This window comes from Anaerococcus sp. NML200537 (genome assembly GCF_026131715.1).
Lineage (GTDB): Bacteria > Bacillota > Clostridia > Tissierellales > Peptoniphilaceae > Anaerococcus > Anaerococcus kampingae.
Map to the genome: position 1 here is coordinate 1 of NZ_JAMXSL010000051.1, position 12,797 is coordinate 12,797.

Annotated in this window: 12 protein-coding genes and 1 pseudogene; 7 read left to right on the top strand and 6 right to left on the bottom strand. The window is 33.4% G+C overall.

The genetic code is table 11. The features are described from left to right. Nucleotides 1–183: pseudogene (locus NH288_RS10530) on the top strand (hypothetical protein); the annotation flags it as partial. Nucleotides 184–255: 72 nt separating this feature from the next. Here NH288_RS10530 and NH288_RS10535 read toward each other — a convergent pair. Together NH288_RS10535 and NH288_RS10540 are read right to left on the bottom strand one after the other, a co-directional pair. Next, the gene (locus NH288_RS10535; protein WP_265215215.1) at nt 256–387 is read right to left on the bottom strand and encodes a glycerol-3-phosphate transporter; all 132 of its coding nucleotides are present in this window, start codon (nt 385–387) and stop codon (nt 256–258) included. 85 nt (nt 388–472) lie between these two features. Next, nucleotides 473–1,180, bottom strand: a complete 708-nt coding sequence (locus NH288_RS10540; protein WP_106460357.1) for a heparan-alpha-glucosaminide N-acetyltransferase domain-containing protein — start codon at nt 1,178–1,180, stop codon at nt 473–475. A gap of 63 nt (nt 1,181–1,243) precedes the next feature. On the opposite strand from NH288_RS10540, the gene NH288_RS10545 reads away from it, so the two are divergent. Then, entirely contained in the window at nt 1,244–2,518 is a 1,275-nt protein-coding gene (locus tag NH288_RS10545) for a bifunctional folylpolyglutamate synthase/dihydrofolate synthase (protein WP_265215216.1), read from the top strand. Nucleotides 2,519–2,565: 47 nt separating this feature from the next. On the opposite strand, the gene NH288_RS10550 is transcribed toward NH288_RS10545, so the two are convergent. Next, nucleotides 2,566–4,371, bottom strand: coding sequence for an ATP-dependent helicase (locus tag NH288_RS10550; protein ID WP_265215218.1), 1,806 nt, complete (start codon nt 4,369–4,371; stop codon nt 2,566–2,568). Nucleotides 4,372–4,444: 73 nt separating this feature from the next. Here NH288_RS10550 and NH288_RS10555 point away from each other — a divergent pair, with 73 nt between their 5' ends. Then, nucleotides 4,445–5,242 (top strand): nitroreductase family protein, encoded by a 798-nt coding sequence (locus NH288_RS10555; RefSeq protein WP_265215220.1) that lies wholly within the window; start codon nt 4,445–4,447, stop codon nt 5,240–5,242. A gap of 42 nt (nt 5,243–5,284) precedes the next feature. Next, nucleotides 5,285–6,091, top strand: a complete 807-nt coding sequence (map, locus tag NH288_RS10560; protein WP_106460353.1) for a type I methionyl aminopeptidase — start codon at nt 5,285–5,287, stop codon at nt 6,089–6,091. A gap of 30 nt (nt 6,092–6,121) precedes the next feature. Here the strand turns inward: map and NH288_RS10565 are convergent, their stop codons facing one another. After that, nucleotides 6,122–6,730: a thymidine kinase gene (locus tag NH288_RS10565; protein ID WP_265215222.1), complete on the bottom strand. Its 609-nt coding sequence runs from the start codon at nt 6,728–6,730 to the stop codon at nt 6,122–6,124. Nucleotides 6,731–6,741: 11 nt separating this feature from the next. Further along, entirely contained in the window at nt 6,742–7,839 is a 1,098-nt protein-coding gene (gene ychF, locus NH288_RS10570) for a redox-regulated ATPase YchF (RefSeq protein ID WP_265215224.1), read from the bottom strand. 180 nt (nt 7,840–8,019) lie between these two features. Here ychF and NH288_RS10575 point away from each other — a divergent pair, with 180 nt between their 5' ends. The 3 genes from NH288_RS10575 to hprK are packed head-to-tail and all read left to right on the top strand — an operon-like array spanning nt 8,020 to nt 12,641. Further along, nucleotides 8,020–9,789, top strand: a complete 1,770-nt coding sequence (locus tag NH288_RS10575) for an aminopeptidase P family protein (RefSeq protein ID WP_265215226.1) — start codon at nt 8,020–8,022, stop codon at nt 9,787–9,789. After that, on the top strand, nt 9,786–11,636 hold the full coding sequence (gene uvrC, locus NH288_RS10580) for an excinuclease ABC subunit UvrC (protein ID WP_265215227.1): 1,851 nt from the start codon (nt 9,786–9,788) through the stop codon (nt 11,634–11,636). The genes NH288_RS10575 and uvrC overlap by 4 nt, the downstream gene beginning before the upstream one ends. Before the next feature lie 3 nt (nt 11,637–11,639). Next, a complete protein-coding gene (gene hprK, locus NH288_RS10585; RefSeq protein ID WP_106460347.1) occupies nt 11,640–12,641 on the top strand; it encodes an HPr(Ser) kinase/phosphatase in 1,002 nt (333 codons plus the stop codon). Nucleotides 12,642–12,712: 71 nt separating this feature from the next. Here hprK and NH288_RS11445 read toward each other — a convergent pair whose 3' ends face one another. Continuing rightward, on the bottom strand, nt 12,713–12,793 hold the full coding sequence (locus tag NH288_RS11445; protein WP_414731760.1) for an IS3 family transposase: 81 nt from the start codon (nt 12,791–12,793) through the stop codon (nt 12,713–12,715). Nucleotides 12,794–12,797 lie beyond the last annotated feature (4 nt).

Genomic DNA, 12,797 nt, shown 5'->3' on the forward strand with positions numbered 1-12,797 from the left:
ATTTTTAACCAATTAAAACTAAATGATTTTTCAGATTTTAGAAAAGATGAAATGAAAAAGACAGAAAAAGAATTAATTGAAAAGGGGTTCTTAGAAGAAGCTGACGAAAAAACAAAGACAGCTATAGAAGAAATTTTAAAAATAAATCCACTTCTAGAAGATTATGAAATTAAATTTAACTAAATAAAGACGCTTAGGATAGGCAACTATTCTAAACGTCTTTTTTAGTTGTGTATTAGTTAATAAGATATTTAATTAAAATCCCATGTTTGCAACAAACTTTCCAATTACATAGCCAAATTTATAGAAAAGTAAGATAAGTAGCAATGCGATAAGAATTTTGTAAGAAGTTGGATAAGATTTTTTATAATTTTTTATGTAGTCCATAATTTTCCTCCATTAAAAGTAAGTATACGTTTTATGATAAAAAGTTCAATTTATGTTGTATTTTAATATCATAGCACCCTAAAGACTATAAGGTCAAATTATATATAAGGGTAAGCAAAGGATAAAGGATTATTTGATGGATAATATAAATTGGCATAGAGTATTTACCAATTTTTGCTAAAATATTTTCTCTTCCTACATAGGAAAAAAAGTTCTTATCTATTAGATAAGATCCCAATGAAAGACCTGCTAAATAGGCGAAAACCCAGGGAAGAAGAGGGAAGTAGTCATTTGAATAAAATTCTAAAGATGGAAAGCCTAGGAAAAATAAATTCCTATCATAAAGAGCCTTGAAAAAGCCAATCTTATAAAGACTTGCACTTGGTATCTTGTAGGAAAAGGTAAAGAGCAAGATAAAAATTGGCCACAATTTTTGACTAAGCTTATCTTTTAAAAGTCCTCCTATTATCATACATAAACCAAGCCCGTTTAAAACTCCCCAGATTATTAGCTGTTCCTTAGCAAAAACATAAGTAATAAGGCTTATAGCAAAACCTAAAATACTGGTTTTGATGCCTCTTGTTATATTTTTCTTTTTAGATAGAAAATTTGAAGTGATGCCTGAAATTAGGAAAAATGAGACAGCAATTGATAATTGCCAGATTTTATTAAATATTGTTCCGTCATAAAATTCTAGTCTCCAGTAATAATTTATATTATAAAATAAATGGAATAAAACCATTGAAATAATAGTAAAGCCCCTAAGGCTGTCGATAATGTGTATTCTTTTCATAAAAACTCCTGTCTTAATTATAACATAAGGTAGAATAAACTTATAAGAAATTTTGGAGGGAAAATGAAAACTTTTGATGATTATTTAGATTATTTGTATGGAAGGAGCGGGTCTAATGGCAAGCCAGGCCTTGATAAGATTAGGATGCTTTTGGATCTACTAGACAATCCACAAGATAAGATACAAACTATTCATATAGCAGGTACTAATGGCAAGGGATCAACAGCAAAAATGCTCGCAAGCGTTTTGGCAAAAAAATATAAGTGTGGCATATTTACCTCTCCTTATATGGAAGAAATCACTGAAGAGATATCTATAAATGGTATAGATATAACAAAAAAAGACTTCATGGCATATACAGACAGGATAAAAGTCTACGTTGATAGATTAGATGAAGAAGGCCACCATGTGACCTATTTTGAATTTATCACGGCTATCATGTTTTTATATTTTTATGAAGAGGGCGTAGATGTAGCAGTTATCGAGGTTGGCCTTGGCGGCATATTTGATTCTACAAATGTAATAAAAAAACCACTTGCTTGTCTAATCACATCTATATCTATGGATCATACAAATATTTTGGGAGATACCTTAGGAGAGATTGCCTCAAATAAGGCAGGAATTATTAAGGAAGGTGTGCCAGTCTATGTTTATTCTCAAAAAGATGAGGCAATGAATGTGATAAGGGATGTGGCAAAGATTAAAAATGCCAAGCTTAGTGTTCTTAATGAAGATGAGATAAAAATTATAAAATCAGATATATCTGGCAATGAATTTATTTATAAAGACCACCATATTAAGACCAGCCTAAGGGGCAGGCATCAAATTCTAAATGCCTCTTTAGCCTTACTTGCCCTAGATGGCCTGAAGGATCAATTTAAGCTAAGCCAAAAAGATATAGAAGAAGGGATATTTGAAGCCTATAATCCTGGTAGGGTTGAGCTTATAAATGAGAATCCAAGAATCCTCGTAGATGGCAGCCACAACAAGGAATCCATAGATGCCCTAATAGAAAGCCTAGGTCAGTTTTCCTATGATAAATTAATAATCGGTTTTTCAGTTTTGGGAGATAAGGACCACAAGTATATCATAGAAAAAATCGGAAAATTAGCAGATAAGCTTGTAATCACCTTTATAGATGATAATCCAAGAGCTCTCGATACTGAGTCCATAAGAAAGGAAGCAGAAGAATTTGTAAAGGATATTGAAATACTTGAAAAAATCGAAGATGCCTATGCTTATACTAAATCTTCTGCAGGAGAAGATGACCTTATAGTTTGGTGTGGGTCCTTATATCTTGTAGGTAAGATTCTTACTATAAACAAGGCAGATAAGTGAAATAACTAAAGATTATATGAATATAAAACTGCTAGTGGCAAATTTTGTCATCTAGCAGTTTTATTTATTTGATAAACTTGGGTGAAAAATTCCGAAGGAAGAGCCTTTTTACCATTTCTTCTTTTAATTGTAAGTATAAATAAGGATTCCCTGGCTCTGGTCATGGCAACATAAAATATTCTTCTTTCTTCTTCCATAGCCACATCTGGATTTTCATCATAATTTATCATAGGAAATTCGTTTTTAATCATATCAATTATAAAAACCCTATCATATTCAAGACCTTTGGACTTATGGATTGTCGTTAATATTAATGGATTTCCCAGAGATAATTTTATTTTGTCTTTTACTAGGCCAATCTTATCATAAAAGTCATTTATATTTTTTAGGCCTTTAGAAAAGTTGATTAAAGACTCTATGTATAGATCTTTATTTACATTTTCTTCAGCAAATTTATTTGACCTTAGCGACGCATAAGATTTGTAAGATAGATAGTTATAAATATATGAGATTTTCCTATCTAGGGATAATTTCCTTATGTGCTTCAATTTTTTTTCAATCTGATAGAGATTTTCTCTTCTATCATAGTCAAGAATATCATAAAAATAAGAAAATACATCAAGCCTAGATGGTTTACTCGCAAGAGCTTCTATCTCGGATTTTTTTAGATAGGTTGATATCTTGTAGTAGATATTTGTAAAAGCTTCAACATCATTAAAATCTTCTGAAAATCTAATCACATCAAAGATATCTTCAATAATTTGAGATTCAAAAAAATTAAGGAAATCTTCGCTAATAGTAAAGTCTATGTCATCTTCTAACAAAAATGAAATAAGGTTAATAGCCGAAATATTATTTCTAAAAATAATGGCATTTGTATTTGTTGGGTCTAAGTTTTTTATAATAAAGTCATACTCATCCTTAGAATCTTTAAGGTATTTAGTTATGATTTTTTCTCCAGAAGTTTTATTACTAATAATATCTTTCTGGTACCTATTTTTATTTAATTTAATAAATTCATTGGCAAGCTTAGAAATATTTGCGCTTGACCTGTGATTTTCATTCATAATTATTATTTCAGAATCAGGGTAGTATTTTTTAAAATTTAAAAGATATTCAGGCTCAGCTGCCCTGAAAGAATAGATAGACTGGTCATCATCGGCTACAACCATCAAGTTATTATTTTTAGACACTATCATATTAAGAATTTTAAATTGCAAAATTGAGCTATCTTGGCCTTCATCAAGCTGAAAATATTGGTATTTTCTTTGTATTGACCTTAAGAGTCTAGGATTTTCTTCAAGGAGCCTTAGTGCTATTAATTGCATATCATCAAAATCGATAAAATGATTTTCCTTCTTAAACCTCTCGTACTCATTAAATATTTCTTTGATATTTTTTATCCTTACCTTATCTAGGTATGACAAATCAAGCAGAGCGTTTTTCATGTAAGATGTTTCTGTAAAAAAAGTTTCTACATCTTCCCTTGAAAGTTTTTTATTGTTAATGCTCTTATATATGTCTCTTACCAGGTGGTATTTGTTATAGGAATCACTTGCTTCGATGAGTCTTAATTCTCTATTATATTTTTTTAGGTAATTTCTTATAATTAGGTAGCAAAAGGCGTGGATTGTCATGAAATTACTATCGCTTGTTCCAAATCGATTTTTCATATCTTGTGATTGGGTTTTTGAAAAAGTTAGGGTTAAAATTTTTTGTGAATCAACATTTTTTGATAAAATTTTAATCCTTTCTAAAAGCATAGTAGTCTTGCCTGCGCCAGGCACTGCAAGGACTAGACAAGGTCCATCCTTAAATTCTGCTGCCTTTTTTTGTATGTTAGTTAAGTTCATATTATTATTTTACCATATTTAATTTTTTTAAAATGTGATACAATAGAAGTAGAATAATAATATGGGGGAAAATATGCTTACAACACAATTTTTAAAATCAAGAACTTCAACAAGAGATTTCAAAGACACTAAACTTGATGAAGGAACATTAGAAAAAGTTTACAAAATGGTAGATGAGGAAATAGTAAAGTTAGGTAAGGATGACCTAGCCTTTATAGTACAAAGTGATGGAGAAAGCGTTTATAAGGCGCTTGATGGTCTAGCTGGCTATAGGGGAGTAATGATCAAGGCACCAGCCTATCTTGCCCTAAATACTCTAAATGACAATCCAGCTTCACTTGTAAAGGGAGCTTATGGAGTAGAAGAATTAATCACAAAGCTAAATGCTTTAGGACTTGGCACTTGCTGGATTACAGTGAGTGATGTAGATCCTGAAGTGAAAAAATCTATCTTTAACTATGATGGTGGCCACTTAAATCTATTACTAGCAGTTGGATATCCAGTAGATGAAAGTGTTAGAGAACACCAATTTGATGATAGACTTGGAATCGGTGAATTTGTTTACATGGATAGGTTAGGAAATTCAGCAACAAACGAAGACTTAGAGCAAAGAGGCCTAGAAGATATATTTGCTTATGCTAGATTTGCACCATCAGCCTACAATGCTCAACCTTGGAGATTTGTAGTTGTAGATGATTTAATAAATCTATACATCAAAGACTACAAGGGAGATGTTAACCTACTAGATGCAGGTATAATAATGTATTATATAGACAAACTAGGAGAATCTATCTCAATGGGTTCAAATTGGGAAATAGAACCTAAGATAAATAATGACGAATACGTCTATATAGCTAGCAAAAGACTATAAGATAAGGGCGCTTTGGCGTCCTTTTTTAAGGAGAGTGATATATTGATTAGAATATACAATGAAAAACAATTTGAAAAAATGAGGGCTGCTGCAGAAATTTTGTGTAAAACCCACCTAGCTCTCAGAAAAGTTATAAAAGAGGGCAGAACAACCCTAGAATTAGATAAATTTGCAAATAAATTTATCATAGACCACTGCAAGGCTATCCCTGCTCAGCTTGGTTATAGCGGATTTCCTTTTACCCTTTGTACATCTGTAAATGATGAAATCTGCCATGGCTATCCTACAGATAGGCCTTTAAAAGAGGGAGATATCTTATCAATAGATAATGTTGTAAACCTTGATGGAGGGCTTGCTGACTCTTGCTGGACTTATACGATCGGTAAGATGAGTGAGGAAGATCAAAAGCTAGTAGATGTGAATCTCGAATCCCTAAATAGGGCTATTAAAGTAGCTGTACCTGGAAACAGGATAGGTGATATTGGAGCTGCCATCCAAGCATATGTAGAGGGTGAAAATGGATTTTCTGTAATAAGAGATTTTATAGGCCATGGAATTGGTAAGGAAATGCATGAAGACCCACAAGTTCCTCACTACGGAATAGCTGGACGTGGTCCAAGGATTCAAGCGGGAATGGTATTTACAATTGAACCAATGATCGCTATCGGTGATTGGCATATGAAGCTTGATGATAATGGCTGGACTGCAAGAACAGTTGATGGTTCAAAGGTAAGCCAATTTGAACACCAATTAATAATCCATGAAGATGGCCCAGAAATTATAACTGACCAAAGCAAATACTCTTTAGATGAGAGCGACCTAGAGTTTATTGAAAATTATAAATTTTAAATAAAAAATCTACCTGCGAGGGTAGATTTTTTATTTATCTAAATTAAGTTTTATTTGATTTTTAGTTTTTTCTCTTTCTTTCATTTTGTCATTATAACATGATCTGCAAAGGGGTTCATACAGATTTTGGGCTCCGATTTGGATTCTTGAATCATCGCTTGATTTCCTATAAGATGCCCAAGCATCTTCTCCACATGATGCACAAATGGCATGGTGTTTTATAAGTTCATCAGCTAGGGGCATAATCTCTTTTATAATCTCAAATGGTCTAGTCTTATAGTCCATATCAAGGCCTGATACTACGATTGTGATATTCATAGCCATTAGCTTATTAAATATATCCACTACTTCGCTAGGATCATTTGGGAAAAATTGCAATTCGTCAATACCTATAGCATCTATCTCATGGTCTCTGGCATAGTTTAGGATTTCATTTAAATCTTCAACTTTTATGGCATCAAGACTTAAGTTATCGTGAGTTACTATTTGCTTGTCTCCATCTCTATCATCTATTGATGGTTTAAAAGCGACAACCTTGTAGTTTGCAATGTTCATCCTATAAAGCTCTCTCCAAAGGGAGGTTGTCTTACCTGAAAACATTGAGCCGGTATGAACTATCAATTTTCCTTGTTTTTTCATATTTCTATACATTATACGTTAAATTTAAAGTTTACTACATCGCCATCTTGCATGATATATTCCTTACCTTCCATGCGGAGCTTACCCATTTCCTTGGCGTGGTTGACAGAGCCAGCTTCTATTAGGTCTTCGTAAGAAATTATATCAGCCATGATGAAGCCTCTTGAGATATCTGTATGGATTTTACCAGCTGCATCAACTGCCTTGGTACCCTTGGTAATTGTCCAAGCACGAGTTTCCATTTCACCTGTTGTTAGGAAGGAAATTAGGTTTAGGGTATTGTAGGAATCTTTTATAACTTTATCTGTACCAGATTCTTCAAGACCAATCATCGCAAGGAATTCTTCTCTTTCTTCTTCTGTATCAAGTTCTGAGATTTCTTGCTCAATTTTTGCAGATACTACTGATACTTCAGCATTTTCTGTCTTAGCAAATTCTCTTACCTTTTCAACATATGGATTTCCTTCTCCATCATTTGCTGCATCATCTTCATTGACATTACATACATAAATTATTGGCTTGGTTGATAGGAGTTGGTAGCTTCTTAGAAGTTTTTTCTCCTCATCGTTGAGTTCTAGGATCCTTGCGGACTTTCCTGCTTCAAGGACTTCGACGATTTTTTCTAAAACTTCAACCTCAGCTCTGGCTGACTTATCAGCCCTTGCTACTTTTCTTTTCTTTTCAAGAACCTTATCTACGAGTTCAAGGTCAGCTAATATTAGCTCGAGGTTGATTGTTTCTATATCACGTAAGGGATCTACTGACCCATCAACGTGGGTTACATTTGGGTCATCAAAGCATCTTAAAACTTCTACTATTGCATCAGTTTCCCTGATATTTGATAAAAATTTGTTACCCAAACCTTCACCCTTACTTGCACCTTTTACAAGGCCAGCTATATCGTAGAATTCAACTACTGCTGGTAGGATTCTTTTTGAATTAGAAATTTTTGATAAGGCTTCTAATCTTTCATCAGGTACATTTACAAGTCCCACATTTGGATCTATTGTAGCGAAAGGATAATTTGCTACTAGGGCACCTGCTTTTGTAATGGCATTAAATAATGTTGATTTACCAACATTAGGTAGGCCGACTATTCCAAGTTTCATCTTATTCACACTCTCTTTACTCTTATTTCTATAACGATAATATTATAATGGATTTAAAGAAAAAATCAATTGTATTAAGCTCTTATTATCTGTTATCTCTATTACAATACAAATAGCAATTATCGTAAATAAGGATAAAGTATTATTATAAGCAAATGTATTTAATCATAAGGAGATTTTATGAATATAAATAGTAGAATAGAAAAATTAAGAAAAATGATGCAAGATAGGAAAATTGATGCCTATATCATTCCAACATCAGATCCTCACCAATCAGAGTATTTAGCTGATTATTACAAGACTAGAGAATTTATCTCAGGCTTTACTGGCTCTGCTGGAACTGCTGTTGTTACCCTTAAAGAAGCGAAATTATGGACAGATTCAAGATATTTCTTGCAAGCAAATAAAGAGCTAGCCAACTCTGAATTTGAGCTAATGAAAATTGGGGTAGAGGGATATCCAAGTATATTAGAATATTTGGATGCTAATATTCCAGAATTTGGCAAAATAGGCTTTGATGGCCAGTGTTATTCTGTAACAGGTTATAAGGAGCTTTCAGAAAATATGGGAGCTAGGGTATTGGTATCAGACCTAGACTATATATCAAAAATCTGGCAAGATAGGCCTACTTTACCAAAGGATAAGGTTTGGATTCATGAAGAAAAATATTCAGGCCAAAGTCTTTCTGAAAAATTAAGCATCTTGAGAGAAAAAATACAAAATCAAGGTTATGATTACACCTTTATTGGCAGTCCAGAAGATATTTGCTACTTATTAAATATCAGGGGCAATGATGTAGATTACAACCCAGTAGTTTTATCTTATATGCTAATTTCTGAAGAGAAGGCCTATCTATGTATTGATGAAGATAAGCTAGATAGTGATGTTAAATCTTACTTGGAAGAAAGTGGAATCACAATTTATTCATATGGATATATTTACCAACTCCTTAAAAATATTGAAGGAAAAAATAGGATTTACTTAGATCCAAATAGAACAAATGTCTCCATTTATGATTCAATAAATGCAAATGTAAAGATTGGCCAAGGAACTAACTTTACAACCTATATGAAGGCCATAAAGACAGATAAGGAAATAGAAAATATTAAAAAGGCCTATATCTACGATGGGGTAAGTCTTGTTAAATTCTTTAATTGGCTTGAAATTGGTGCTAAGACAGGCAGTCTTAATGAGCTTGTGGCTAGCAAAAAACTCCATGATCTAAGAGCTGAAAATGAATCCTTTATCGAAGATTCTTTTGAAACTATAGCAGGCTATAAGGAAAATGCTGCAATAGTCCACTATGCTCCATCAGTTACTGGTTCAAAGACAATAGAGAGTCTTGGAATGATTCTAGTGGATTCAGGTGGTCACTATAAAGAGGGCACTACAGATATTACAAGAACAGTAGCATTAGGAAACTTAAAAGAAGATGAGAAAATCGACTACACACTCGTTCTAAAATCATTCTTGACCTTATTTTTAGCCAAGTTTAAAAATAAAACCAAGGGTGATAGGCTCGATGCTTTAGCAAAATATCCTCTATGGAAAGCTGGCAAGGACTTCTTCCACGGAACAGGCCATGGAGTAGGCTATGTCCTTACAGTTCACGAAGGGCCACAAGCTATTTCAGAGAAAAATAGGGTGGAATTTGTAGAAAATATGACCACATCAATAGAGCCAGGTCTTTATATAGAAGATTCTCACGGTATCAGGATTGAAAATGAAGCCTATGTTAAAAAAGCTTTTGAAAATGAATTTGGATCATTTTTAGAATTTGAAAGTCTAACCATTGTTCCAATTGATACCAGACCAGTAAAGATTTCTATGCTAACAAGTGAAGAGATTGATTGGTTAAATGCTTATAATAAAAAGTGTTATGACCTTTTAAGTCCATATCTTGATGGCGATGACCTAGAATATTTGAAGGAGAGATGTAAGGAAATTTGACAAGCAAAAGATTAAGAGAAAAACTCAAGGAATTACCTGACAAACCCGGTGTATATATAATGAGAAATGTAGATGGTGATATAATTTATGTCGGCAAGGCTATTTCTCTAAAAAGAAGGGTTAGGCAATACTTTGATAACAACAAGAACAAGGGTGCTAAGGTTCTTGCTATGGTTAGCCATATCCAGGACTTCGAATATATCATTGTTCAAAATGAAGTCGAAGCCCTAGTTCTTGAATCTAACTTAATAAAGAAAAACAGACCGAAATATAATATTGTCCTAAGAGATGACAAGCAATATCCATATATCAAGATTACTAGAGAAAAATTTCCCAGAATTCAAAAGGTAAGACAGGTTAAAAAGGATGGGGCAGATTATTTCGGTCCCTATCCTGATGCCTATGCTGTAAATGATGCTATAGATTTGTTTAACCTATATTATCCTTTTAGGACTTGCAATCTTAACTTTGACAAGGGTCAAAGACTAGATAGACCATGCCTTAATTATTTTATAAAACGATGCAAGGGGCCATGTATAGACAAGGAAGATGAGACTAGATATCTTCAAGCTATGGATGATGTGAGGCGTTTTTTAGACCATAAGGATAGAACGATACCTGATAAGGTACTTTCCTTAATGAATGAGGAAAGTTCAAAATTAAACTTTGAGATGGCAGCTAAATATAGGGATTGGTATAGGGCTCTTTCTATAATTTCTGAAAAGCAGTTTGTAACAGAGACAACAGGCGAAGATATAGATATAATTGCTATGTCTAAGGGCATTTCAACAATCATCATGCAGGTATTTTTCATGAGAAAGGGCCAGATTGTTGATAGAGAACATTTTGTAATAAAAAATGAATTTGCTGATAGTGAGGCAGAAATTATGTCTTCATTCCTAAAGCAATTTTACTTAGATATCCTTTATATACCTAAGGAAATTTTAGTCGGATGCCTACCTAATGAATTGGAATCAATAAATGAATACTTAAATCAGAAAAAAGGCTCAAAGGTAGCTATTTCTCAGCCAAAACTCGGCAGGAAATTTGAACTAATAAATATGGCAGCTAGAAATGCCCATGATATGAGGGTTAAATATGAGAAACGCCTTGATCAAAAAGAACGTAATAAATCTAGCGGCCTTAGCCAACTAAAAGAAATACTAAATATTAACAAGATTAATAGGATTGAAGCCTATGATATATCTAATACTTCTGGGGTCCAATCAGTTGGTTCTATGGTCGTTTTTGAAAATGGTGTTCAGGCTCCAAAGGAATATAGGAAATTTAAGATAAAAACAGTAGAAGGACCAAACGACTATGCTTCACTTGAAGAAGTCTTAACTAGAAGGCTTAATAATGCTAAAAAGGATATAGCTAAGGGCAATACCCATACCGGATTTGGCAGACTTCCTGATCTTATCTTGATGGATGGTGGCAAGGGTCAGGTATCTATTGCGAATAAAGTCCTTAATGATCTTGATATGAATATAAAAGTAGCTGGTCTTGTAAAAGATGACAAGCATACCACAAGGGCTATTATTTATAATAATGAAGAGATTCCAATCAAAAGACGTGATCCAGTTTATAAGTTAATCTATGAAATCCAAGAAGAAGCTCACAGATTTGCTATAAATTATCATAGATCACTTATGAGAAAAACTATGAAAAAATCTGAGCTTGACAATATAAAGGGTGTAGGTGAGAAAACAAAAGCCAATTTATATGCTCACTTTAAGACTATTGCCAACATGAAAAAGGCGAGTGTAGAAGAACTAATGGAAGTTCCTCTAGTAGGCAAGCAAGCGGCCCTTGAAATCTATAAATATTTAAAGCTGAAAGGATAGTAAATGACTGAAGTACAAAATATTGACGATAAAAGTGAACACATTGAAGAAGAGGTTAGCAAGGGTGAAGCCAAGAAAACCATTAAACTTCATACTGTTGTTGAGAATTTAGGCCTTGAAATAATAAGCCAATCGACAGACTATCTTGAAATTGATCTGGAAAATGCTGATGTAAACAGACCTGGCTTACAGCTTACTGGCTATATGGAAGAATTTCCTTATAAGAGACTCCAAGTAATAGGCAAAGTAGAATACACCTACCTAACAAGTCTAGATAGTAAGATGCAATATGAAAGATTTAGGGGGATTTTGTCCTACAAGATACCTGCAGTAATATTTTCATCTAATCGTGAAATAAATAAAGACATAATTGACCTTGCAAGATATTATGATGTAACTCTACTTAGGTCACCAGTTAAGACTACTAAGTTAATATCAGACATCTCCGACCAACTAGAATACCAACTTGCTCCATCAACAAATGTTCACGGAGAGCTTCTGGAAGTATTTGGTGTGGGAATACTTATCATGGGTAAGTCATCTGTTGGTAAGTCTGAGACAGCCCTTGAGCTAGTAAATAGGGGCCACAGGCTAGTAGCTGATGACATGGTTGACATATCAGCAATAGATAATAAACTAATTGGACGAGCTCCTGAAAATATAAGACACTTTATGGAAATTAGGGGCCTTGGCATAATCAACGTTAGAAGATTATATGGTACAGGTTCGGTTAAGTTTGATACAAATATTGATTTAGTAGTTGAACTTGAGCAATGGAAGGATGATTTTGAATACGATAGGCTTGGAATTGACCAACACCACATAGAGCTTCTTGATGTAAGTGTTCCTCATTTAGTTGTTCCTGTTAGGGCTGGTAGAAACCTTGCTCTAATAATTGAGGTAGCAGCAATGAACCAAAGAGAGAAGAATTATGGTTATAATGCAGCCAAAGTAATGACTGATAACATTTTCCATCCTGAAAGAATTCATGATGATCAAATATAATAATTAAAAATATGTAAATTATGGACCCCAAATGACCTGAACCCGTAAACACGGAATAATTTAATAATATTTTAAGCGGAATGTAATCTGTACATAACAGGGGACATTCCGTTTAATTTTGTTTTAATCCTATCCTCATTGTACCATCTAATATAT